This is a genomic window from Halomonas sp. THAF5a (genome assembly GCF_009363755.1).
Lineage (GTDB): Bacteria > Pseudomonadota > Gammaproteobacteria > Pseudomonadales > Halomonadaceae > Halomonas.
The window spans coordinates 2,345,007-2,368,430 of the sequence record NZ_CP045417.1 but is presented as its reverse complement, the minus strand read 5'-3'; the positions used below and the strand labels follow the sequence as shown (position 1 = coordinate 2,368,430).

Genomic DNA, 23,424 nt, shown 5'->3' with positions numbered 1-23,424 from the left:
GCTACAGGTCTCGGGCTCGGTTGATCTGTTGGGACAGACGCATTGCCTCGTGTTCCTCTAGCTTCAAGAGCTCGCGAACGAGATCCCGAGCCTCGGGGATGTCGGCGCGTCCTTCCAGGTAGCGGTATAGTGCGATGACCTGATCGTGCAGCGAGAAGACTTCCCGGCTGATGTCTTCGAAGCCCATCTCGGCATAGGGCAAATTGCACGCCTGATGGGGTTTGATGGGCGCATGCGACAGATAGTCGTAAACCCAGGTGTTTAGGGCCTTGGGGTCGGCCTGCTTCTCGAAGCTGGCCACTGTATGCTCCAGGACCGCTTCGTGATCGGCGAGATACTCCAGAAGCGATTTGGCCCGTGCCTCCTCCTGCTGGGTGGCACAGTGCCTGAAGCATTCGGCCAACTGGGCATGCAGCTGGCGAGTCCAGTCGATCAGGTCATGAAAGGTCTCGATCTTCATTTATTGCTCTCCATTACTGGGTTGCTCTATAGGTATTGGCTGTAAACCGGGTTGGCTTCGACTGGGTCACTCGTTCTCGCTCCACCATCCCCCGCCGTAGAGGCTGTGAAACCCCATCTCGTACATGCTGTCTCGGGTCGTCCCCGCAAGCTCCAGCGTCGAGGCGATAGAGTCGCTCACCAGCGTCTCCCATTGCCGATAGGGGGTGTCACTATCGATCGGCGCCGGCGCGGTCTCCACCATCTCGGCCAGCCACTTCACCCCGGTCATCCAGGGGGAGAAGCGTTCCGAGAACATCAGCCGGCTGGTCCGCGCCGGATGCAGTTGTCGCAGCGCCTCGGCGGACCAGGGGGTGGTATACAGCCGCACCCAGGGCCCGATGAAGGTCTCGTAGAGGGCCACATTGTGCTCGGAGAGCGCTCGCACCCCTTCGAACGCCGGGGCCTGGTCGGGATAGTCCAGGTCTTCCACGCGGCGCTCCTCGAAGCGCACCCGGAACTGGGGCTTGTGACAGTCGGGGTCGCCGGTGGGGTTGTCGATGCGCATCTCGTAGAGGCCAGGGGCCAGGTCATTCAAATTGCCGACGCTCTCGAGGATCGCTCGGTGCTCGAGGCGCGCCACCTTGGAGGAGACGAAGATGCCCAGATGCCCGACGTGGGGATTGAGCAGGTAGACGATGCGCTGGTCGGCGGCCTTGAGTGCCGCGGTATCGGGATAGACCGCGGGGATCCAGTTGAGCGCCTGATGGGGCGGGGTGATGTTGTCGCCGCCGGAGGCGAAGATCACCAGGGGGTTGCGGATGCGCTTGAGGTCGACGCTACAGCCGGGGCAGACCTCGAGCTCGCCACGCTCCAGCTTGTTGCCGACGAAGAAGTTCTCGACGATGGCAACGATCTCCTCTTTGCTCAGGCTATAGAAGCCCGTCCACCAGCGCTCGAACTCGAGGAAGCGTTCGCGCTGGCCGTCGATGTCGGCGAACAGCTGATAGTCCTTCTGCCACAGGGTATTCGCCGGCTTGAGGGCTTCGAAGTTGGTGGCGAGGTTCGCACCGTCGAAGCGCCCGTCTCCCAGGTCGGCCATCAGGTGCGTCAGCCAGGCACCGCCCAGCAGGCCGCCGGCGAGGCGCATGGGATTGACGCCGGATTCGCCGGACCAGTAGGAGAGCGGCGAGCCGTTCAGCACCGCCGGCCCGACCAGACCCTCGCAGTCGGCGGAGAGCAGCGCGATGGCCCAGCCCGCCTGGCAGTTACCGTAGAGCACCGGCGGCTGGCCGGGGTGGCGCTCGGCCAGCGTCTCGACGAAGCGGCGCAGGACGTGCAGCACGTCCTCCAGCGTCTGCCCGGGCATGGGCTCGGGGAAGAAGATCACGAAGTAGACTGGGTGGCCCTCGTGGAGCGCCATGCCCACTTCGGAGTCTTGTTTGAAACCGCCGATGCCCGGGCCATGACCGGCACGCGGGTCGACGATCATCACCGGCGGCTTGGCCTCGTCGAGGCAGTCCTCCAGGCAGTCGTCGCCGACCCGGGTGATGCGCAGCAGGGCGTAGTTGGCGGGCCGCGCCAGTTGCCGACCATCGAGGATCATCTCGTAGTCGAAGTCGAGCAGTGGTGGCTTGCCCGCCTGCTCATGCTCGAGCATGTTGTCGGCGCGCTCACGCAGGGTGTCCAGGTAGCGCACGCCGCGCCGCCACAGGTCGGTCTGGTAGGCGAGCAGTTCCGTGGCCGGGTGGCTCGGGAGGAGGCCCTCTTCGGGCTCGGGTACGGTCATCGGGGCGGCCATCTCGGGTGGGGCGGTGGGTTGGCGCTTGCGCGGGGCTTTACGCGCCGTGGGTGGCTTGGTGGTCGATGTCTTGGCGGTCATGGTGGATTACCTCTCGGTGTCAGGATGTCGTGGGCTCAGGGTCGACGCCGATCTCGATCAGGGACTCCGACAGGAAGCGATAGGGCGGAACCTCCAGATTGATCGGCGCCGGCACCGCCTTGAAGACCCGTCCGGCGAAGTCGAACTTGGAACCGTGGCAGGGGCAGAAGTAGCCGCCCAGCCAGTCGTCGGTGACCGAGCCCGGCTCCGGCCGAAACAGGGGCACGCAGCCGAGGTGGGTACAGATCGCGACGACCACCAGATACTCCTCCTCGAGCGAGCGCAGGGGCCCGGTGATATAGGCCGGCTGCTGTGATTCCACCTCGGCGAGGGGATCGCGGAGCCGGTCGGAGTCGGTCAGTGTCGCCAGGCGCTCGAGGATCGCTGGGGTGCGGCGCAAGACCCAGACGGGCTTGCCGCGCCATTCCACGGTCAACTGCTGACCCGGCTCCAGCTTGTCGACATCGACCTCGACGGGGGCGCCGGCGGCCCTGGCGCGCGCACTGGGCTGCCAGGAGGCAATGAACGGCACCGCCGTGAATGCCGCGCCGACACCGCCGGCCACCACCGTCGCACCGACGAGAAAGCGTCTGCGTTTCATGTTTGCCTCCCGGACTCGGATTGCGGGGCTGCCGAGTGGGGCAGCGTTGCCGCCAGTACCGCACCACCGATCAGTGCCGCCATGGCCGAGGCGGCCAACACGCCCTGGCGGGCCGAGGTCAGGGCCGCTGGCGTATCGAAGGCGAGCCCGGCGATGAACAGGCTCATGGTGAAACCGATGCCAGCCAGCACGGCCACCCCGTACAGATGGCACCACCCCACACCCGCGGGAAGCCGCGCGAGGCGCAGCCGGATCGCCAGCCAGGCAAGGGAGAAGACGCCCAACTGCTTGCCCAGCAAGAGGCCGAGGGCCACCCCGAGGAAGACGTCGCCGAAGCCGTCGCCTGCTGCTCGTATCACGATTCCGGCGTTGAAGAAGGCGAATACCGGGACGACCCCAAAGGTGACCCAGCGCCGCAGGTCATGGTAGGTGCGAGCCAGGGGCGAGCCTTCCTCGCGGCCGTCCCGTGTTCTGGCGGGGATGGCCAAGGCGATAGCGATGCCGGCCAGGGTGGCGTGGACCCCGGACTTGAGTACAGCCACCCACAGCACCAGCCCCAGCAGCACATAGGGCATGGCGCGCATGACCCGGAAGCGGTTGAGGAGGACGAAGCCGGCAAGAGCCGTACCGGCAATCAACAGCGCCTCCCCGGAGAGACGCTCGGTGTAGAACAGCGCGATGATGGCGATGGCGCCGAGGTCGTCGAAGACCGCCAGGGCCATCAGAAACACGCGCAGTGCGGGTGGCACGCGCTCGCCGAACAACGACAATACCGCCAGTGCCAGCACGATGTCGGTGGCGGTGGGCACGGCCCAGCCATGGGCGGCGATGCCTTCGGTGCCGTTGACGAGTAGGTAGACCAGCGCTGGCAGCAGCATGCCACCGGCTGCTGCGATCGCCGGCAGCGCCACCTGCCGGGCCGAGCCCAGCAGACCACCGAGCATCTCGCGCTTGAGTTCGACGCCCATCAGCAGGAAGAAGAACACCATCAGCCCGTCGTTGATCCACAGGATCAACGGCTTGTCGATACCCAGGGTACCGACCTGCACCGACACGGGAGTGTGGTGCACCAGCTGGTAGACGTCTCGCAGTGGCGAGTTGGCGAGTATCAACGCCGCGAGCATGGCGCCGACGGTCACCAGGCCTGCCGTGCGCTCTTCGATCCCCTGCTGTGCCAGTGTGGTCATCGTGGTTGTTATCTCCCGGAGATGGTCCTTACAGGCGCCAGCCACTCGGACCCGCCACCCGCAGGCGTGGAATGAAGCGTGGCGTGCGGGCCGCGTAGGTCTGCCATTCGTCGCCGAACTGGCGCGCTACCTCGCGCTCTTCGTGAACCGCCAGGCGCGAGTACATCCAAACCAGCACCGGGAACATCGCCAGCGTCAGCAGGGTGGGCCACTGCAGCAGGAAACCGGCCATCACCAGCACGAAGCCGGCGTACTGCGGATGTCGGACATGGGCATAGAGACCGTTGGTGGCCAGCTCTCCTCGCTGCTGGGCGGCATAGAGCGACCGCCAGCCGGCGGCGATAAGCCAGAACCCGGCGACGATGAACACCATGCTCAGCAGATGGAACGGCCCGAAGTGCGGGTTGGCCTGCCAGCCGAACAGCATCTCCAGCAGGTGCCCCGCGTCGTGGCTGAACCAGTCCACCTGCGGGTAGCGTGACTGCAGCCAGCCGGAAAGGAAGTAGAGGGTCAGCGGGAAGCCGTACATCTCCGTGAACAACGCCACCAGGAAGGCGCTGAAGGCCCCGAGCGAGCGCCAATCCCGGCGCGTCTGCGGCTTGAAGAAGCTGAAGGCGAAGAAGATGAAGATCGCCGAATTGAGCAGCACCAGGCCCCACAGGCCGTAGGCGGGCACGTCATCACTCATCGCGCGCTCCCTTGCGGTCATCATGCCCGCTATGGCTGCCGTGCCCACCATGGCCTCCATGCCCGCCGTGCATAAACACATGCATCAGCGGGCAGGCGAGCAGGATCAGCCAGGGCAGGGCGCCGAGCAGGTGCACCCTGTGCTCCTCCCAGAGCAGGAAGCCCATCACCGCCAGGGCGAGCGCTGCCATGAGCCAGAAGGTGCCCTTGCTGGGTCCTCGCTCCAGCCACCCTTTATCGTCACTCATGGTCAGATCCTCACCCGGCGCAGGCGCAGCGAGTTCATGACCACCGACAGCGAAGACGCGCTCATCGCGAAGGCGGCGAACATCGGCCCGATCAGGATGCCGAGGAATGGATAGAGGATCCCGGCGGCGATCGGTACTCCGGCCCCGTTGTAGACCAGGGCGAAGAACAGGTTCTGCTTGATGTTGCGCATGGTGGCCAGCGACAGCTTGCGGGCCCGCACGATGCCGTCGAGGTTGCCCTTGACCAGCGTGAAGCCGGCGCTTTCGATCGCCACGTCGGCGCCGGTGCCCATGGCGATGCCGACATCCGCCTGGGCCAGGGCGGGGGCGTCGTTCACCCCATCGCCGGCCATGGCCACCTTGCGGCCTTGTTCCTGCAATTCACGGATGATGCGGGCCTTGTCTTCGGGCAGCACGTCGGCGCGGATCTCGTCGATGCCCAGCCGGCCGGCGACGGCACGGGCGGTACGCTCGTTATCGCCGGTGGCCATGATGATGCGAAAGCCGAGTTGGTGCAGCGCCTTCAGGGCGTCGGGCGTGGTCTCCTTGACCGGGTCGGCCACACTGACCAGGCCGGCGATCTGGCCGTCGAGCACGACGAACATCACCGTCTCGCCCTCATCGCGGCGGGCGTTGGCGGTTTCGGAAATCTGCCCACCGTCGAGGCCCAGCTCGGCCATCAGCTTGGCGTTGCCGAGTGCCACCGACTTGCCGTCCACGCCCCCCTTGACGCCCATGCCGGTCACGGCCTCGAAATCGGTAGCATCGGCGAGGGATACGCCGCGCTCCTCTGCGCCGGCGACGATGGCCTCGGCCAGCGGGTGCTCGGAGCCTTTCTCGAGGCTGGCCGCCAGGCGCAGCACCTCGGCCTCGTCATGCCCCGACTCCGGCAGCACCGCTACCAGCTTCGGCTTGCCTTCGGTCAGGGTGCCGGTCTTGTCAACCATCAGCGTGTCGACCTTGGCGAAACGCTCCAGCGCCTCGGCATTCTTGATCAGTACGCCGGCCTGGGCGCCGCGCCCGGTGGCCGTCATGATCGACATCGGGGTGGCGAGGCCCAGGGCGCAGGGGCAGGCGATGATCAACACCGCCACCGCCGAGACCAGCGCATAGGAGAGCGACGGTGCGGGGCCCCAGATCGCCCAGGCAATGAAGGAGAGAATGGCGACACCGATCACCGCGGGGACGAACGTGCCTGCTACCTTGTCGGCGAATTTCTGGATCGGCGCACGGCTGCGCTGGGCAGCGGCCACCATCTCGACGATCTGGCTGAGCATGGTATCGGCACCGACGCGGGTGGCCTCCATGACCAGGCTGCCGGTGCCGTTGATCGTGGCCCCGGTGACCTTGTCGTCTTTGACCTTTTCCACCGGCACCGGCTCGCCCGAGATCATCGACTCGTCGATCGAGGAGCGGCCCTCGACGACCACGCCGTCCACCGGTACCTTGTCGCCGGGACGCACCCGCAGGCGGTCACCCACCTGCACGTCTTCCAGCGCCACCTCCTCTTCGCTGCCGTCGGGCCGGATCACCCGGGCGGTTTTGGCGGCCATGTCCATCAACGCGCGGATCGCCTTGCCGGTGCCTTCGCGGGCGCGCAGCTCCATCACCTGGCCTAGCAGGACCAGGGTGACGATTACCGCGGCGGCCTCGAAGTAGACGCCGACGGTGCCGTCTTCCCGGCGAAAGCCGTCGGGGAAGATGCCGGGCGCCAGCACCGCGACGATCGAGAAGAGATAGGCCGCGCCGACCCCCATGCCGATCAGGCTGAACATGTTGAGGTTCATCGTGCGGAAGGAATTAACGCCGCGTACGAAGAACGGCCAGCCGGACCAAAGGATTACCGGCGTGCTGAGCACCAGCTCGATCCACATCGCGTTGCGTTCACCGAAGAAGTCGCGAATGGCCCCGAAGCCCAGGTAGGGGCTCATCGTCAGAATCAGGACCGGAAGCGTGAGCACGGCCGCGACCCAGAAGCGTCGGGTAAAATCGACCAGCTCGGGATTCGGCCCTTCATCGCCGACCGCCGCCGATTCCAGCTCCAGCCCCATGCCGCACAGAGGACAGGCACCGGGAGTGGTCTGGCGCACTTCGGGGTGCATCGGGCAGGTGTAGACGGCGCCGGCATGCCCGGCCGGCACCTTGTCGTACTTGCCGCCGCGAACCGGTTCGCCTCCCGCATGGTCGGTGCCATGTCCGTGGCACTGGGTATGCTTACCATGATCGGATGGTGCTTGAGTGTCGTCGCTTCCCATGGGCACGAGGTGCATGCCGCACTTCGGGCAATCACCCGGCTGATCGGAAACGACCTCCGGGTGCATCGGGCAGGTGTACTGGGAAGCCCCTTGATCGCTGGCGTTAATGGAGCCGGCATCTGTGCCTTCCTTCAGCTTGCCGTGATGCGAGTGCTCACGCCGCTTGATGTGCTGCTGAGTCATGAAGTCGTCTCCGTTACCTTCGTTGGCTAGGGGGGATCGCAGGGTCTTCCTTCCCGCGAGCGAGGGACGCCTTGTCGCCTTGGCGCCTAGGCCGCGTCGTCAATCTTGCAGATCGCGTCTGCGTTGCTCGTATTCACGCTGATCGATCTCGCCGCGGGCGTAGCGTTCTTGCAGAAGGTCCAGTGCCGTTGGACGCTGTTGAGAAAGGAGCACGCCCCGGCCTCGGGTCAGGCCACGCACCAGGAGAACGGCCAAGGCAATGACGGCGCCCCAGAACAACACCATCATGAGCCCGCCGAAGAACATATGCCCCCAGCCGTAACTCCCCATATACGCCATCATGTCGCCCCACATGGTCGAACCTCCTTTACATGTTGAAATACCCTGCCTTGATGTCAGGCTAAAACCTGTGGGTAACCCAATGGTCAAGATAAGATAGAGGTGAAAGTATCCTGCTCTTGATCCTGGTCAACGTTCGGCATCTTCAGTAGAATGAAATTAACGCCGAACGCATTTGTTGTTGTGTGAATTCAGGATGTCAGTGAACCCTCGGCTCATCGTGAGTATTGCGTGAGGTATCGGCTAGCTTCCGCCACTGTCCCCAGCGAGGAATAAACATCGGTACCCGCCGCTGATAGGCGCGATAGCCGTCACCGAATCGAGCCAGCATCTGCCGTTCTTCGCGGTGGGCCAGCCAGGCATAGGAAAGCACGACCACCGGAAACAGGCCGACCGAGAATAGCGTCGGCCAATGCACTACACCCTCACCGAACAAGGCAATGAACAAACCGGTGTATTGGGGATGCCGTACTAGGGAATAGAGTCCGCCGGTCACCGGGTGGTTCTCGCGCCGTGCCTTGTAGACTTGCCGCCAGCCCTGAATAAAGATGCCGATGCCGGTAAACGCTAGCCCGTAGCCAAACAGCATGGAGACAAGCATGCCGGCTTCTCCCAGTCCCACCAGCGTCGACCAGAGGCTGGCGCTGACATACTCGCTATCCAGACCGAAGAAGCGCACCAATAGATAGATTGTGAGCGGAAAGCCATACATCTCGGCGTAAAGCGCGATGATAAAGGCCTGCACCGCGCCGGCACCGGTCCATTCGCGCCAGTTCTTCGGTGCGAAATAGCGATAGAAGAACCAGGACACCAAGACGATGACGATCAGCGCGAGGCCCCAGTCACCAGTATGATTGAGGGATTCGTTCATGGCCTACGCTCCACTGCGCCGGTTGAGGCGTGTGACAAAGAAGTTGTAGAGCGGGCCGAAGACCAGGGCTATGTACCAGCCGTAGCCGAAGCTTTCAGCCAGGCCTAGGAAGAAGCTTGACCAACTGAGCCAAGTAAAACCTGGCAACAAGCGCAGCCAGCTCTCATACATCGCTTGGTCGGGAAACAGCAGGTCGAACCCAACACACAGGATGAAGGTGACGGCCAGAAACAGCCCCATGCTCATCCCGAGCGAGATCACAGGAATCCGTGGCGTGGCTTGAACCGGCAAGCGGGTTCCGGAACGAGGCTTGGCTGGCGGCGGAACATCGGCATCAGGCATCTTCGTTCTCCGGCTGGGTAGGTAAAACTTTTGCTGCCGGTGCGAGATGCTGTTCGGGCGCGGCCTCGAAGCGTTCCCGGCAGTCACGTGAGCAGAAGTAATAGACATGGCCCTCGTGGACACTCGGCTTGGCCTTTTCTGTGCTGACGGTCTTGCCACAGACGGGATCGACGTCCTCGGCTGGCGGAATCCAGCGCAGGCTCTCGGTGGTCGTCTGCCTCTCTGACGCCCCCTTGCCATGCTTGGCTTTGCCACGACCATGACCCATCACGTGAGCACCGCAGCCAAAACGCATCATCAGAAAGATGATTCCCGCCCAGAGCATGAAATATATGAGCTCGTTCATGGACTCTCTCCTGCTATTTCATTATCGGGGCCCGTGTCATATCGGCCGACTTATGCGATATGCCGAGACGCTATCTTCTAGAGAAAGGTTAGAACCTCTGCGTGGCACCAAGCCCAAGGCCGGAGTCGCTTCCCTACGTCTCTCGGTTTTGCGGAGTGTTTCAAAGCATACGCAACGAAACTGAATTGATGCTGAACAGTGAAGCACCCCCGACGCCTGGCGGTGGTTTACGGCATCAAGATGCAGCCAGCGTCTGCTGGGAAGAGCCTCTGCACGCACAGCGGCCACTCCGGCAGTCACCTGGATCGATGCGGGCACGGGTTATCTCCCCGCGTATCCGTCTGGAGTCGTGGGGCTGGGGAGTGTGGTCAGACTTAGCCTCTGAAGCGTTGGCTCAGCAGGTAGACTGGAACCGAAGAGAGGATGGGAAGGGCTCTTGGCGTGCCGCAGGCGGTGACAAGCCGTGGCGCCATGGCCATATGGTGGTAGCGTGGCCGAGGTGGCTCCGTGTAGATGCCTTCCAAGATGGTCCAGAACCTATTGACCCACAATCAGGTCATATGGCGCGGTAAACCTCGGTGCGGCATCGAGGTTGTGGCCTGTGCTGGTAGCGTGAAATACTCACGCCGAAATCCGCGCTTTTGGAACCAGGCGATGCCTATGCCGCGCCTTGTCATGACATAGTTGCTGGGTATCAGCGTAGCGATGCCGGGTCTCGTCATGGCGGACGAATATCATGCCGGTGATTCCTGTGCGGTCGAGTCGGCTTTTGATCTGGCCTCGGTACCTGCCATGCGGGAAGCAACCGATGAGCAGGGTGGGCTGACAATCTGCAGTGCGCCCTGCAGACACTGCAATGACGTGATGTTGCTCACCCTTTCCCTTACTGCTATCCCCCCTGCCGCCAGCGCCGGTCCGGAGCACGGTCTGGCCGCTAGCTGTGTAAACCCACCAAGTTGTTCATCCGGCTGCCCGATCCCCATCTGGGGTGCATCGCCTTTGGTTGGCTGACCATGGGCCAGCGGCTGACGCTGCCGATGCTGGTGGCGGGGATGGCGCTGGTGGCGTGGTCACGTCGCCAACCTCGCCCGGTGGGCAAGGCGCGACAGCCGGAACGCCCCATATCGACTCCCTGGTGACGGAGGATAGTGTTATGACGAATGATACCAATGGGCCTGGTCGAACAGGAGTGAGTCAGGCTCTGCGCTGGCTTCAGGCAGTGGTACTGCTGCTGGCCGCCGGGAGCGCTCCCCTCCAGGCGGCGGGGGCGCCAGACGACTGGCCCAAGGGCCACTACCCGCTGCCCGAGCGGGGCGACCTGATCGGGCAGGACTATACCGTCGAGGCGGGTGCCGAGGAGACGTTGCTCGACCTCGCCCGCGAGCACAACCTGGGATATGAGGAGATTCGTCGCGCCAATCCCGATCTCAGCGTCTGGATGCCCGGGGAGGGCACAGAGGTAGTGATCCCGGCGCAGCGCCTGCTGCCGCCGGTGCCCCGCGAGGGCATCGTGATCAACCTCGCCGAACTCCGCCTCTACTACTACCCGGAGGTGGAGGAGGGCGAGGCGCCGCGGGTCGAGACCTATCCCATCGGCATCGGTCGTGAAGGCTTCGACACCCCGCTCGGCAAGACCGAGACCACCATGCGCATCGAGAACCCCGCCTGGTATCCGCCCGAGTCGGTGCGTCAGGAAGCGGCGGCGCGTGGCGAGCAGGCGCCCGCTGTGGTCCCGCCGGGGCCGGACAACCCCCTCGGCGACCACGCGATCCTGCTCGGCTTCGACGGCTATCTCATCCACGGCACCAACCGGCCGGACGGCATCGGCATGCGTGCCAGCCGTGGCTGCATCCGCATGTTTCCCGAGGACATCGAATCGATCTTCGTTCGGGTTCCCGTCGGCACCCAAGTCAACATCATCGATCAACCGATCAAGGCCGGCTGGCACGCGGGCAAGCCCTACGTGCAGGCCTACCAGCCGCTGGAGGTGCAGAAGAATGGCATGGCGCAACTGCTGGATGCCTTGACGTTGCTGGGTCAGTCTGCCGGTGGGGAATCCCTGGCACTCGACTATCAACAGCTGCGCGGGGTGCTGGATGCAGCCGATGGCCAGGTCATCGCCATCCGACCGGCGCCGGAACCCGAACCCGTGGCGGCCGATGCGGAGAGCGAGACCGGCGGCATCTACGAACACCTGGGGGGCCAGCAGGGCTTTCTCGAAGCCCTTGAAGTGTGACGCCGGCATCCAGGCATCACCTGATCCGCGCCCTGGCAGCAACGTGTCGGGGGCGCCTGGCGCGGTGACACAGAACACGTCGTGCCGGTGGATGACGTTACGTCGAGAAGTCGCAGAAGACTCGACGGTTGGACTCCGATCGGCACCCTCAGCCGATCGTGGCCAGGGCCGGGAACCAGTCCACCAGGATGCTGGAGAGCCGGGTGAGCGTCCCGGAGACGATCAGCAACCCCATGAGGATAAGGATCACGCCGGCGACCGGTCGGGCATAGGCACTCCACTTGCCGAGATGACCCCGGTAGTGGCTGAACTTGTTGAGCAACAGGGTGCTGGCCAGGAAGGGCAGGGCCAGGCCCAGGGAGTAGGTCGCCAGGTAGAGCATGCCGGCCTGGGCGTTGGTGGTGGTCGAGGTAGCCATCAGGATCGCCCCCAGGATCGGGCCGATGCAGGGCGTCCAGCCGATGGCAAAGGAGATGCCGAAGAAGGTCGCCGCCATGGGGGAGCCTCCTCTCAGCTCCGGCGACCACTGAAAGCTGCGCTGCAGGACGGGTAGTCGGAACACGCCCGTCATGAACAGGCCGAGCACGATGACGATGCTGCCGGTAATCCAGTTGAGCTCTTGACGATAGCCGCGAAGGAGCTGGCCGATACTGGTGACGCCCAGGCCCATCAGGATGAAGATCACGCTGAAGCCAAAGACGAAGAAGGTGCTCAGCAGCATCGCCTCGAAGCGTCGATCTGCCTTGCCGGCGCTGCCGCCAGTGACCACCGACAGATAGGCGGGCAGCAAGGGCAGGGTGCAGGGCGAGAAGAACGACAGCAGCCCGCCGAAGAGGGCGCCGATCAGGCCGATAGAGGAGAGTGTTTCCACTGAGCTTCACCCTGGGTGACATGAAGGAATGGCTATCGGCCGGCGATCGTCAGGGGTGCCGGCCTAGGTGCGGAAGCGGGCTTCGTGGTCACCTACTCATTGGTCAATCGGGGACGTGACGCCTCGAGAGATATCTGGTGACCGATGCCCCCCAACTCCAGGGTCTGCAACACCTCGAGGGAATCCGGGGCGAGGATCCACAGGTGGGGCTCTTCCCGGCTGGTGACCAGCACCCGGCCATCGGTGGGCACCACGGCGAGATGGTAAGGGGCCGGCGCCAGCTCGGCGCTGTGTCGTGTGCCGTCCTCGAGGGAGATCCTGACGAGGCGGTTGTCGCCCTGACTCGTGGCATAGAGTCTCTGGCCATCCGGACTCAGGTCGATGCCGTGAGGCGCCGTGCCGATCTCGTATTCTTCGGCCACACTCCCTGTCGTCAGATCCACCGCTAGGACGCGGCCCCCGGCATTATCGTTGACGTAGAGGGATTTGCCTTCCTTCGAGAGCACCATGTGTTCCGGGTTCCCGTCGACGCGCATGTTGCGCCGCACGAACCAGTGCTGAGGATCCACCTCGCTGATGGTGCCGTTACCGGCGTTGCTGACCAGTATGCTACCCCCCTCCTCGTGCTGAACCAGGTAGTTCGGATTCGGCCCCGTGGCCAGGGAGGCGATGACCTGGCCGCTATCCAGCGACACCACGCTGATGCCTCCGCCCGTGGGGTGGGTCGAGACGGCATGACGCCCGTCTCGCGTGACCAGCACATGATGCACGGGCCCTGGCACCTCCAGGGTCCTGACGATGCGGCTCGTGGCCGTGTCGACGACGTAGAGCAGGCCGGTACTCGCTTCCTCCGGGGAGGTCGTTGCGCCATCGCCATGATGGGCCGCGTGCTCGTCTTCCGTCACCCCCTCGGGACGAGCGATCTCGCGACCGGCATCCTGCGGGGAAAGGCTCCCCACGATGAGGTGTCGTCCGTCAGGAGTGAGGGCGGAGCCATGGGTATTGATCGTATCGGTCACGGTCGATATCACCTCCTGACGCTCCAGGTCGATGATACCCACGGCATCTGCCGTCCCCATCGGCACGAAGGCCCGGTCGCTCGCCGCCAGGGCGGTCGTTGAGGCTGCGAGGGCGATGCCGGCCATGAGACTAGCCAGCCAAGAACTGTGCAGAGAGTTCTTCATGAGAGACATGTCCTAAGTATTGAGGCCCCTGTGGGGCGTGGGCGACCGTCAGCAGACGGTCGGGGGTATGGAAAACGTCGATGAGATCGACATCGATCAATAGCCATCGACAGACCTCGTGGTCAGATCCTCGTTTGGCTCGAGCGCAGGGAGTGGCGTATCACCGATACCGAGCCGAATGACATGGCTGCGGCGGCGATGAAGAGAGCAGTCAATGGCAACTCCATGGCTCCTTGCTGGCATTGTCCTTGATGTTCTGGTCGACGAACCGGTAGTGGTCTTCCTTGAAGCGCGTCCACCAGCCATGGCTGATCTCGACGGCGTGCCGGGCGAGGATCGCCTCGATATGGTCGATACACAGCCGCGACGCATCATAGGCCATGCTGAGCTTGTGCTTCTCGGTGTCATAGGTGACTCGCTCGAGCCCGTACAGCTCATCGATCTCTCCCATGGCGACGCGTAAAGCCTCCTCATCGCAGGGCTCGAGCTTCAGCTTGCGAGTCACTAGATTGACCTCGGAGACCCCGAGGCGGTGTTGATTCTTTGACATACGGAACACCCCCCCCCCTGTCATTTGCGTCATGCACGGTCAGGTCCACGTCCGGTGTAATTGCAGAGCATTACCCAGCATCGATACCGAACTGGTCGCCATGGCGATACCTACCCCTTGGCCCAGGGCATCGTTGATGCCATCGCCGTACCTTCTGCCTCCGGCAGCACCCCGGTGATGCCTAGGCGCTTGGATTTCGCCGATTGGCCCAAAGCCTAAAACCCTTGGGTAACGCAAGGGTCAAGCGAGTGGGGAGCACCAGGGTTGCGGATAGCTCCGAACCTTGATCGACGTCATGCAATTTCCGGTTTCGTGAGGCTCACCCCTAGCCTGGGTGGCAAAGCTGAACCCACCCTGAATGAGCGGAGCCTGTTGGGGCGTCATGGGGATGTCGGCCAGGCATGCCGGGTTAGGCGTCCCCGTACCCCATGCCAGAACCCCATCATTGACGCTTCAAGCAGGGCGCTTGGCGGGGCTGAGACTCGGCTACCCGAGATGCAGCCAGCGCCTTACGGTCGCGCGATAGCGCGCCGGAGCCGCCTTCCAGGCCAGGGGGAGCAGGGTGATGGTGCCGAGCGCGAGCACCGTGAGGCCCGCGCGGCGCAGGTCCTCGGATGCGAGCTCGTCGCCGAAATGCGCCAGCAGGAAACTTGCCGGTAACACGCCCAGCAGCGTCGCGACGGCAAAGCGCCAGGCCCTGAGAGGCGAGAGCCCTGCCGCGTAGCTGATGACATCGAACGAGACGAACGGCATCAGCCGGGTGGCGAAAACGGCGGCCATCAGGGCATTCTGCGAGCCAAGGAAACGCTGCAGCAGGCTCGGGGATGGGCGTACGCCGAACCAGACCCTCAGGGCGTCATATCCCAGCAGGCGGGATATGGAGAAGGCGATCAGCGCACCCGTACCGGAGCCGGTGGCGACATAGAGCGTCCCCCAGGCATGGCCATAGGCCGCGCCGGCGGCGAGTGCGATCGGGGCGCTGGGGATCGGGCTCATGACGATAGCCAGGGTCATCAGGCCGATGACCAGAACCGGCCCCAGCGGGCCAAGCCGTATCACTGCCTGCTCGAGGGTGTCGCCTGTCTGAAGGGCGTGCAGCATCCCGGTGCGCCCCAGCAGCAGGGCGGTGGCAAGGAAGACGGCAAGCAGCCCAACGCCACATAGGATGCGCCGCCTCGAGGCTTGGGATAAGCGGGAAGGGGCGCCGTCCTCCTGCTTCTGCTGCCTGGCCATGTTTTCCAATCCTGATCTCCCACGCTTGTCGTTGCACCCACTCGGCCTCCTTGAGGATGAATGACAGCCGGCTGGCAGGTGCAATCAATGTCCGAGCACTGTCCTCATGCTGAGCCCGCTTAAGTGGACGAGGCCTCAGGGCGGCGGCACTCGCCAGTTGCACTATCACGCCGAGCCCCCACAGCGCGCATGTTTTGTCCTGCCCGTCTTCAATGGCAGTCACGGGAGAAGAAAAAGTAGTCATGGCTATCGTGGACGCTCGGCTTGGCCTTTTCGGTGCTGAGGTCTTGCCACACACGGGATCCAACGTCTTCGGTGGGTGGAATCCAGTGCGGCCCCTCGGTCGTCGCCTGGCCTTCCTGCCTCTACCGTGTGGTCAAAAGTGCTGCGGTGATTCTATGAACCCAGGCATATAGCCTGCGCAGCTCAGAAGGAGGCTTCAGGTGATTCCTGCCCGTGGCATGAACTGCACCAGCCTGTTCATCGTCGCTTTCCTTTGCCGTCTGCCGTCAACCTCTCGCCACGTTGCGCAAGCGAGCTTGTTATCAGGATACAACCTATGGGTTGCCCAAGGGTAAAATGAGGAAGTGGTTAAGGGTGGTTTTGTTGACTCATGTCAGTTTTCAGTCTGCGCAGCCAAGCTGAAATGGTGCTGAATATTGGGGATTATAACTATTTTTAGCCTAAAGGGTGTAGAAAGCCAAGCCATTTTCTTAGGAAGAGTAAAGGGATAAAAACGGGGCGCCTTTGTGATTGATTCCTGGCGGTCTCTTGTGGGAATATTTTAAGTTTTGTTCAGTCTTGATCTTGGTTAATTGTGTGAAAGGAGTGAAAGAGATGCGAATGCTTAAGGCCTTGTTGTCACTTTTTATGGTGCTGTTGATTAGCGGGTGTGGCGAAGAGGCGGTAGAAGGGCGCTGGTATGCTCAGGCTCAGGTTAACCGAGGAAAGCAAGTGTTCGTAGAAAACTGCGCCGAATGCCATGGTAGGAGCGCCCAGGGAGCCTTCAACTGGAGAAGTCCCTTGGACGATGGTGCCTATCCACCACCGCCGCTGAATGGTTCCGCCCACGCCTGGCACCATTCCTTCGATACGTTGATGCGTACCATCGATAAAGGCGGTATCCCCGTGGGGGGGCAAATGCCGGCATTCGAGGATAAGCTATCGGAGGGTGAAAAGGAGGCGGCCATCGCCTACTTTCAGAGCCAATGGGACGATAGAATCTACAAGGCTTGGCTTGATAGGGGTGGCCGTTAATCATAGGGATAAGAACTCAGGAATACATATAATAAGTTCTTCTCGATGCAACGTGAAATCGGTGAGGTTCGTAAAAGCGATGGGCCTCAGCCGCTCAGGCACTTTCACAACCTAGCGAGTAGCGGTAGGTTTCGTACCATTCAGAGGATGAATTCCCTCGGCATGGCGCCAGGCGGCGCCCTTTTGCAATGGATATTGCCCCTGAATGTGATTGCATTCATTCTTCGGAAAGTGCGATGAATCTTACGTTTTGGTCCTGCCCATAGCTTTACATGGGCAGGACCTTCGGCCTCCTGTCACCAGTCGAGGGGATTGCCGATCCTGTCTTCGTTATCATGATAGGTCGATGTCTCCACCGTGAAACTTGTCTTAGGGCCGGCTTGGATGCCCTTGGCCAGTTCGGCATAGGGTCTGCTCTTGGACAAAGCATCGCTTTGCCCCAGGGCATGATCTTGCCGAAACGACTCGACCATCATGGTCTTGTCGGTACTGCTATAGCGGTTGTCGCCAGGGCTCCATGTGGCGATTGCCGTGGCCGAAACCTGGACTTTATGGGTCATGAAATGCGTCAGCTGGGCGGATTGCCCGGCATCATTCTCATACAGCGGGCTGGCCAGGGCCGAGGCTGCCGTGGAGAGGCCCGCCAGCGAGATGGCGAGGGCGGTGAGAACTAGTGATGACCTCATGATGAACCTCCTTATTGCTCGGTATGCAGGATCACTATGGCAGGGTTTCCTGAGTTCACGCTGAAAAACTGTCATAGATAGAGGTAATATTTGCCGGTTCATGGGGACGTATCATCCCTTACAGACTTTATCAATAGGTGGCGGGAATTTCCCGTTAAGGTGTGAGGAACCGATGAATAGATCTAGCGGCATAGTGGTGAGTCCGAGGGCGTTCCAGCACAGGTAGAGTAGTTTATGAGGCCGCAAAGCAGCGCCACCCGGAGCGCTGGTCAGGCGAGATCCGGACCCTCAGCTTGCCGGGCGTGGTGTACTTGAATCCCGAGCGGGATCCGGTGCCGCAGGCAGCAGGATTTTAAAGAGCCGAAACCATTTCATGTGCCAACTGTGTCGACAGGCTCCGCCCAGGAGCTCAGCGGAGCTGACACAAGCGGCCATGATCCGTCTGTTGAAGCCGCGTCGGGAGCTGTCCAGACCATTACCTTGGACAATGGCTCGGAATTCGCCGGCCACGATGCCGTGGCCAAGGCGGTGACTGCAGCGACGTACTTATGTGATCCCTACTGCTCCGGCCAGCGTGGGAGCAACGAGAACACCAACGGCCTGGTACGGCAATACTCCCCAAGGGAACGGACTTCCGGAAGGTCACCGATGTCGAGCTACGCAGAGTGGTCAAGAAGCTGAATGACCGCCCCCGAAAACGGCTCGGCTATCGGACACCGGCGCAGGTGTTCTTGGGAGAATACTCAGGAGCCCTGGATACCGCAGGTGATGCGCTTATTGCTTGAATTCAGGATCGAGTCCGAGGACGAGGCCGGCAACCACCGCCGCGCCGCCGACTTCTTCGATGAGCACAAGCTTCACGATCCAATGATCCGGGCCGACGTCACCAAGGCCATGCAGCAGCCTGCGGACGTCATCCTGTTCAACATCGACAGCAAGGCGAGTTTCAACGACGGCGGCAATCCGATCTTCAACGTCTAATACCAGGGCTTCAGCTGTGACCACCCGCATATCCCCAAATGGAGCGCCATCTGGCCCAGCGTGTGGTGCTGGAGCGCTTCAAGGCGGCCTTTCAGGAGGCCAGCGGCATGGTCTGGGAGGAGGAGCGCGACGGCTTCCAGTTCTACCAGGACGATATCGAGCAGGCGATCAGTCAGACCCTGGACCTGTCACCAGATGCCGCCCACAAGTGGTTCGAGGACTCCGAGGAGACCTTCAGCGTCTCGGTGGAGAACTTCTGCCGCTTGGTGAAGGAGTACCTGGATGCCAAGTCCCCCGCCCAGCGCATCGTCTTAATGCTCGACGAGGTAGGGCAGTTCATCGGCAGCAACACCCGGCTGATGCTGACCCTGCAGGCGTTCACCGAGGACCTCGGCATCATCTGCGGCGGCCGGGCCTGGATCGTGGTCACCTCCCAAGCCGACATGGATACGGTGCTTGGCGAGATGACCACCGCCAAGGCCAACGACTTCTCCGAGATCGCTGGTCGCTTCAAGACCCGCCTGTCGCTGTCGACGCTGCCTTCCTGGATTGACGCCGGTACCCGTAGGAGAGCGACCTAGACCGCGGTGACCATAGGCTACCCTGATAGCCAAGCCCTCAGCTGGGTAGCCTCCTATGACACAGTCATCACATCCTCCCACAGAACCGCTAGCACGGATCTTTGCCTACCGGGCCATCGACCTCCGTGACCGCTTCCTCCAGCCCTTGGAGAGCTTCCGCGAGGCGCTGGAGTGCCTACAGAGCGACCGATCCTACATGGCCGCTATGAGCGGCGAGATCATCGCCTACCTGCGCGGTGGTTACTCCCTTACCATCCCTGATAGGTTTTTCATACGCCTCAGCGGTGACATCGACGCCACTCTCGTTTCGTCAGAAGAAAATGATACGGTGTGCGCTAAAGTAGAGGCCTGGCTGCGGGAAACGCTTATACGACGTGGCGTTGATACCACAGAGGCTGTTCCCGTGGGTGAGCGGCCTTACTCGCTCGATCAGCTGTTAGCAAAGTGCGATCTTCAGGCTCCACACCCTGACGAGCTGAAAGCCTGGCAGGACATGCCCGATGTTGGTCGCGAAATTCTGGATGCACCTAGCGAGATAGATATCTGGCAAGCCGCCGAGAGGTTGCTTGAGAGCCGAGAAGGTGCCGAACGCTGGATGACTAGCCCAGAAATTGCGCTTCGAGGCCGCACGCCAGCAGACGTAATGATTGAAGAGCCTCAACGAGTTTATGACCTGATCATGCGCCTGGAGTATGGGGTGTATACGTGAGAGGTGGTCCACTGACTACAGAGCTGCTCGTCATCTCAAGATCTTTAAGGTTACGAGAAATCGCCATTAATGAGGGCCAATACTCGGCCCATTGCATAACGCACTGCAGTAGAGTCAATGATAGCGCTCTCAATCAGAGAACGCCCATCAAACAGTGGCATACGACGACGGATCCACTCACGACACATGCCAGGTTCATACAAAATCCCTAGATAGTAATGCAGGCGCGATAGCTCCAGGATGCGCTCTCGCTGCTCGACCGAGAGCGGGGGGATGGGCATACTGCCCAAGAGTGCGATTACCTCTCCATTACTTAATCGCCAGTCATCCGATATTTCCGCCAAGAGCATCATAGAGGCGCGATCGGCTGTATCGTCGAGATCCAAAACGGGCGTGCATGGTTCATCGAACCGACGAAAGCTGCCCTCGAGGGCTTTTAGTAAGTCGCTTCGCTTCTCATTCGGTGCCATCGTTGCCTCCTTGGATCGCGGAAAGATGTGGGTATCACGACGCTCATCCCCATGAGTTGTTCTGACTACTAAGTATAAACGCAATCGAAGCTGATTACATAGAAATTTATTGAAAAACTCACTTGAGAAACTATAATTTTGACACGGAACGTATAGGCGCGGCTTGTATATAATCAGTGGTCGATGTAGAATGATTAGCAGGAAAAGTCGCGGCGATGACTTTTACAATGCAATATTATCTCAATTTCAATATCGTTCATTCTACAAAAATTATATGTTAAGGTTTTTTATCGCACGCATTTTGCGGGTGAGAAAATATTTAGCCTATGCTAATGTTGGGGTATGTCGGCTTTCGACCCAAAGCTGACATGCCGGAAAGGCAGCAGGCGCGCTCATCAGTGTTAACCTGAATGGTGGGGTAATGATCGAAGGAACAATTCGAGATGGTGCTGGAGGCGCTAGCCAAGTACCAGAGGAGGTGCAGGCAGAGCGTTGTAGAGTAGCTGGCATGCAGCTTCAACGAGGAACGCTGAATGTATCTGTTCATGATTTACGGGTAGCACTGGAGACGCTCGGCGAGCCATCTGATGAAACCCAGAGGGATTCGAAAATTGGCTCTCTTCGATGGTGGCCTGTCAAAATCGAATGGTCAGGCAGAACTTTCGCTGGTTATGTTGTTCGACACCAGTTCTCGAAAACAAAGTATATAGAGGTGGTCTCCGAAACTCACTTTAGGAAAGAAGGTGCCGTGGATGGTGATCCGGTTGAGCTCGTGCCGGATAAGAGTAGTTAACAAGTCACTGTTGGTGGACAATTTTTCCGCTGCTTCGCGGCTCAAAAATTTCCGCAAAGTTCTGCGTTGGGCGTAAAAGGAGGGTTCCGTGCCGCGAAAGAAGAGCATCAAGAAGTCTGCGGAGTGGTTCGAAGAAAAGTCTGACGAGTTACTTGGTTATGTGGGAGAGGCGGAAGCCCATCTTTCGGACTCTCACGTAACATGGTGTTACGAATACGCGATCATCCGGTTGTACCGTGAGTTTGAGAATCTCATGCTCGAAGCGCTAACGGGTGCCATCAACAATGACACTTCCACGATCTCACAAACGACAGGCATTGAATTTCCTGCTCATGTCACTAACGAATTGTGCGAATACTTAATCGTAGGGGGTGGATATTTTGACTTTAAAGGGAGAGACGGTCTGATAAAGCTAGTCAAGAAATATGTTCCATCAAACCACTATCTTGTAACGATTCTTAAAAAGGATAAATACAAGGAACCGATCGTGCATTTGTCTGCACTTCGAAACTATGCGGCTCACGACAGTTACCAAGCGAAGTCTGCAGCGAAGAAAGTCACAGAGTTTGATCGTATGGGCGCTTGTGGTGCGTGGTTAAAGAGGCAAGGACGCTTCGAATGGTTAGTCTCTGAGCTCAAAGATTTTTCCAGAGAGGTTCATGGTCATGCTCCATACTAGCTTGTTGCCCAACAACGTCATCAAGCCGACGCTCGTATCTCGCGCGGCTTATTGCGCACGTTAAGGCTTGAAGCCACCATGATCTACGAGTCGTCTTACTGGAAGGAGCCATTGCTTAAAGCTGCCACATGGCTGCGAAGGGTTCGTCTTGGCGAAAACATACGCGAATCAACACTTGTACAGGTGGAGGAAGAACTTTTCATAGGGTTCTATTCAGTCCGGAAGCTACTCGAAACGGTAAAAGTCTCGGATAGCACGAAGAAGGAAAGATTCGAGCTCATTTGGCATCCAAACAAAAAGCCAGTTGACTGGCTTAATCACCACATTGTCGAAGATCACTACGATTTAGCGAAGTCCAACCAAGAATTTAGGGATATTGGCTTTGTCTGCAATCTGTTCATCCATAGCTACGTATTTTCACTAGTTGGAGAAAACAAGATAGAAGGGGTGTTTGTGGCATCGGATAAAACGAAAAATCAAAAGGTTTACTACGTACCCATTGAGGTGGTTTTGTCGGTATTTCGTCTCGTAGGCAGAGATTACCCGTCCAGAGTAGAGTTCACTCGGAACGCAGAAACTGGGGAGTTTGAGGCAAAAGCATGGTGAATGCCCTAACAATTAGTTCCATCGGACCCCAAACTCCGCACGGCTTTTTTCCCCATGCCTTCGGCATTATCGCGAAAACGCCATGCTCCGTTTGAGCCTGCTGAACGTGGGCGTCACATGAGGTCTCTCCGAAAGTCCGCTTCTGGCCGAATATTGAACATCAGGTTAAGCTGATAAAGTCGACTAGGTAGCTATAAAGACATTATGAATTTGGCGTTGCTATATATTATAATTAAATCGTTTTTAAGACATTGCTGGGAATCAAAATGGTTTGCATAATGCATAAAATACTAAGCGGGCCGCGGAGTCTCTATTGGATGATGCCTTTTTTTACACTCATATTAGCTGGCTGTGGGGATTCCGGTCCGACTGCGGATGAAGCATATCGAGTGGGATATGACATTGGGCTTGCAGATGAATGTAGCAGGTACGGTGAGAGAAAAGAGCAGATGCCATCGGCATATGATGACTCTCTCGGGAAAGGTGAGCTTTCATCGGCATTCCAAGACGGATATTGGGCTGCCCGAAACGAACCGCGACCTTGTAAATATGATTAATATAGGATTTTTTGTGGGGAGAATCCAGCCATCAATGTGGCCATGAAATGCTTTTCGTTTCCGGCGATTATATCAGATTGCTTTGAAAGACCGCTTCTGGCCGTAAGCGGCCCTGCCTACCATGCTTCAGGCCGGCAGAGCGTGAGCCTGTTTAATTTTCTGTTCTCACCAGCCATCCTTCGACGGTGTCTGAGCCGTATTCATCTTTCCATGCTTTTAGCGTTTTCTGATTGCCGCCGCGTGTCTCTACGACTTCGCCAGTGTTCGGGTTCTTGTAGATCTTCAGTTTTCGCTTTGCACGCCCAGTGTTCGTGGTGCTGGAAGGCTTGGCAGCTGTCTGTTGCGGATCAAGCAGTTTGATGACGTCTGAAGCCGACCGGTCAAACTCGCGCATCAGAGTCTCCAGTTTATCCTTAAACTGAAGCTCAGCCTTGAGGCGGTCGTCACTCTTAAGCCTATCCATCTCTTCCTGAAGATGCTTGAGCTGCTGTTCCTTCTTCATGTAGGTTGTGAGAATTGACATGGCATTCCTTGGGTAGTTGATTTGTAGAAGAAGTATAATGTCAATTTTTAGGTGCATCAAGAGCAGTTTCTATTATGAGACCACCCTCCGGTTTCCTCACGAAACGGCCCTGTCCGAACCTGTCAGACA

General features: G+C 60.1%; 26 protein-coding genes and 1 pseudogene. 9 read left to right on the top strand and 18 right to left on the bottom strand.

What is annotated here, in order from left to right; translation table 11 throughout:
* Window position 1 precedes the first annotated feature (1 nt).
* The 11 genes from FIU83_RS10670 to FIU83_RS10620 all read right to left on the bottom strand — a co-directional run bounded on the left by FIU83_RS10670 (window position 2) and on the right by FIU83_RS10620 (window position 9,379).
* Complete coding sequence (locus tag FIU83_RS10670; RefSeq protein WP_152484036.1) at window positions 2–460, bottom strand: ATPase; 459 nt, start codon at window positions 458–460, stop codon at window positions 2–4.
* Window positions 461–526: 66 nt separating this feature from the next.
* Window positions 527–2,320, bottom strand: a complete 1,794-nt coding sequence (locus FIU83_RS10665; RefSeq protein WP_216645028.1) for a DUF3141 domain-containing protein — start codon at window positions 2,318–2,320, stop codon at window positions 527–529.
* A gap of 19 nt (window positions 2,321–2,339) precedes the next feature.
* Entirely contained in the window at window positions 2,340–2,921 is a 582-nt protein-coding gene (gene petA, locus FIU83_RS10660) for a ubiquinol-cytochrome c reductase iron-sulfur subunit (protein WP_152484035.1), read from the bottom strand.
* Window positions 2,918–4,108, bottom strand: a complete 1,191-nt coding sequence (gene nhaA / locus FIU83_RS10655) for a Na+/H+ antiporter NhaA (protein ID WP_152484034.1) — start codon at window positions 4,106–4,108, stop codon at window positions 2,918–2,920. The genes petA and nhaA overlap by 4 nt, the downstream gene beginning before the upstream one ends.
* A gap of 28 nt (window positions 4,109–4,136) precedes the next feature.
* Window positions 4,137–4,796, bottom strand: coding sequence for an isoprenylcysteine carboxylmethyltransferase family protein (locus FIU83_RS10650; protein ID WP_152484033.1), 660 nt, complete (start codon window positions 4,794–4,796; stop codon window positions 4,137–4,139).
* Window positions 4,789–4,986: a DUF2933 domain-containing protein gene (locus FIU83_RS10645; RefSeq protein WP_367642288.1), complete on the bottom strand. Its 198-nt coding sequence runs from the start codon at window positions 4,984–4,986 to the stop codon at window positions 4,789–4,791. The genes FIU83_RS10650 and FIU83_RS10645 overlap by 8 nt, the downstream gene beginning before the upstream one ends.
* 59 nt (window positions 4,987–5,045) lie before the next feature.
* The gene (locus FIU83_RS10640; RefSeq protein ID WP_253939449.1) at window positions 5,046–7,481 is read right to left on the bottom strand and encodes a copper-translocating P-type ATPase; all 2,436 of its coding nucleotides are present in this window, start codon (window positions 7,479–7,481) and stop codon (window positions 5,046–5,048) included.
* Between the two features lie 99 nt (window positions 7,482–7,580).
* Window positions 7,581–7,835, bottom strand: a complete 255-nt coding sequence (locus FIU83_RS10635) for an SHOCT domain-containing protein (protein WP_152484031.1) — start codon at window positions 7,833–7,835, stop codon at window positions 7,581–7,583.
* A 184-nt stretch (window positions 7,836–8,019) separates the two neighbouring features.
* Window positions 8,020–8,691: an isoprenylcysteine carboxylmethyltransferase family protein gene (locus FIU83_RS10630; RefSeq protein ID WP_152484030.1), complete on the bottom strand. Its 672-nt coding sequence runs from the start codon at window positions 8,689–8,691 to the stop codon at window positions 8,020–8,022.
* A gap of 3 nt (window positions 8,692–8,694) precedes the next feature.
* Window positions 8,695–9,033, bottom strand: coding sequence for a DUF5676 family membrane protein (locus FIU83_RS10625; RefSeq protein ID WP_253939448.1), 339 nt, complete (start codon window positions 9,031–9,033; stop codon window positions 8,695–8,697).
* Window positions 9,026–9,379, bottom strand: a complete 354-nt coding sequence (locus FIU83_RS10620) for a YHS domain-containing protein (RefSeq protein WP_152484029.1) — start codon at window positions 9,377–9,379, stop codon at window positions 9,026–9,028. Before FIU83_RS10620 ends, FIU83_RS10625 begins: the two co-directional genes overlap by 8 nt.
* Window positions 9,380–10,338: 959 nt before the next feature.
* On the opposite strand from FIU83_RS10620, the pseudogene FIU83_RS17645 reads away from it, so the two are divergent.
* Together FIU83_RS17645 and FIU83_RS10610 are read left to right on the top strand one after the other, a co-directional pair.
* A pseudogene (locus FIU83_RS17645) lies at window positions 10,339–10,518 on the top strand (hypothetical protein); the annotation flags it as partial.
* Between the two features lie 80 nt (window positions 10,519–10,598).
* Window positions 10,599–11,615 carry a L,D-transpeptidase family protein gene (locus tag FIU83_RS10610; RefSeq protein ID WP_253939594.1) on the top strand — a complete coding sequence of 339 codons (1,017 nt, stop codon included), beginning with the start codon at window positions 10,599–10,601 and terminating at the stop codon, window positions 11,613–11,615.
* 148 nt (window positions 11,616–11,763) lie between these two features.
* On the opposite strand, the gene FIU83_RS10605 is transcribed toward FIU83_RS10610, so the two are convergent.
* From FIU83_RS10605 to FIU83_RS10590, 4 genes are all read right to left on the bottom strand, one after another.
* On the bottom strand, window positions 11,764–12,486 hold the full coding sequence (locus FIU83_RS10605; RefSeq protein ID WP_152484027.1) for a cytochrome c biogenesis CcdA family protein: 723 nt from the start codon (window positions 12,484–12,486) through the stop codon (window positions 11,764–11,766).
* Window positions 12,487–12,578: 92 nt separating this feature from the next.
* The gene (locus tag FIU83_RS10600) at window positions 12,579–13,670 is read right to left on the bottom strand and encodes a YncE family protein (protein WP_152484026.1); all 1,092 of its coding nucleotides are present in this window, start codon (window positions 13,668–13,670) and stop codon (window positions 12,579–12,581) included.
* Between the two features lie 211 nt (window positions 13,671–13,881).
* Window positions 13,882–14,220, bottom strand: a complete 339-nt coding sequence (locus FIU83_RS10595) for a cation transporter (RefSeq protein WP_152484025.1) — start codon at window positions 14,218–14,220, stop codon at window positions 13,882–13,884.
* A gap of 486 nt (window positions 14,221–14,706) precedes the next feature.
* Window positions 14,707–15,453, bottom strand: a complete 747-nt coding sequence (locus FIU83_RS10590) for a TVP38/TMEM64 family protein (protein ID WP_216645027.1) — start codon at window positions 15,451–15,453, stop codon at window positions 14,707–14,709.
* An 843-nt stretch (window positions 15,454–16,296) separates the two neighbouring features.
* Between FIU83_RS10590 and FIU83_RS10585 the strand changes: the two genes are divergently transcribed.
* Window positions 16,297–16,710: a cytochrome c gene (locus FIU83_RS10585; RefSeq protein WP_253939447.1), complete on the top strand. Its 414-nt coding sequence runs from the start codon at window positions 16,297–16,299 to the stop codon at window positions 16,708–16,710.
* Between the two features lie 296 nt (window positions 16,711–17,006).
* Here FIU83_RS10585 and FIU83_RS10580 read toward each other — a convergent pair whose 3' ends face one another.
* Entirely contained in the window at window positions 17,007–17,396 is a 390-nt protein-coding gene (locus tag FIU83_RS10580; RefSeq protein ID WP_152484023.1) for a hypothetical protein, read from the bottom strand.
* Between the two features lie 681 nt (window positions 17,397–18,077).
* On the opposite strand from FIU83_RS10580, the gene FIU83_RS17640 reads away from it, so the two are divergent.
* The 3 genes from FIU83_RS17640 (at window position 18,078) to FIU83_RS10570 (ending at window position 19,667) form a co-directional block, all read left to right on the top strand.
* On the top strand, window positions 18,078–18,377 hold the full coding sequence (locus tag FIU83_RS17640) for a hypothetical protein (RefSeq protein WP_253939446.1): 300 nt from the start codon (window positions 18,078–18,080) through the stop codon (window positions 18,375–18,377).
* A 38-nt stretch (window positions 18,378–18,415) separates the two neighbouring features.
* Window positions 18,416–18,958 (top strand): hypothetical protein, encoded by a 543-nt coding sequence (locus FIU83_RS10575; RefSeq protein WP_253939445.1) that lies wholly within the window; start codon window positions 18,416–18,418, stop codon window positions 18,956–18,958.
* A gap of 196 nt (window positions 18,959–19,154) precedes the next feature.
* Entirely contained in the window at window positions 19,155–19,667 is a 513-nt protein-coding gene (locus FIU83_RS10570) for an antitoxin Xre/MbcA/ParS toxin-binding domain-containing protein (protein ID WP_216645026.1), read from the top strand.
* A 50-nt stretch (window positions 19,668–19,717) separates the two neighbouring features.
* Here the strand turns inward: FIU83_RS10570 and FIU83_RS10565 are convergent, their stop codons facing one another.
* Complete coding sequence (locus tag FIU83_RS10565; RefSeq protein ID WP_152484021.1) at window positions 19,718–20,137, bottom strand: hypothetical protein; 420 nt, start codon at window positions 20,135–20,137, stop codon at window positions 19,718–19,720.
* Window positions 20,138–20,645: 508 nt separating this feature from the next.
* On the opposite strand from FIU83_RS10565, the gene FIU83_RS10560 reads away from it, so the two are divergent.
* The 3 genes from FIU83_RS10560 to FIU83_RS10550 all read left to right on the top strand — a co-directional run bounded on the left by FIU83_RS10560 (window position 20,646) and on the right by FIU83_RS10550 (window position 22,215).
* On the top strand, window positions 20,646–20,930 hold the full coding sequence (locus tag FIU83_RS10560; RefSeq protein WP_172976072.1) for a hypothetical protein: 285 nt from the start codon (window positions 20,646–20,648) through the stop codon (window positions 20,928–20,930).
* An 88-nt stretch (window positions 20,931–21,018) separates the two neighbouring features.
* Window positions 21,019–21,609 carry a hypothetical protein gene (locus tag FIU83_RS10555; RefSeq protein ID WP_152484019.1) on the top strand — a complete coding sequence of 197 codons (591 nt, stop codon included), beginning with the start codon at window positions 21,019–21,021 and terminating at the stop codon, window positions 21,607–21,609.
* Between the two features lie 78 nt (window positions 21,610–21,687).
* The gene (locus FIU83_RS10550) at window positions 21,688–22,215 is read left to right on the top strand and encodes a hypothetical protein (protein ID WP_152484018.1); all 528 of its coding nucleotides are present in this window, start codon (window positions 21,688–21,690) and stop codon (window positions 22,213–22,215) included.
* 708 nt (window positions 22,216–22,923) lie between these two features.
* Here the strand turns inward: FIU83_RS10550 and FIU83_RS10545 are convergent.
* Window positions 22,924–23,295, bottom strand: a complete 372-nt coding sequence (locus tag FIU83_RS10545; protein ID WP_152484017.1) for a histone-like nucleoid-structuring protein, MvaT/MvaU family — start codon at window positions 23,293–23,295, stop codon at window positions 22,924–22,926.
* Window positions 23,296–23,424 lie beyond the last annotated feature (129 nt).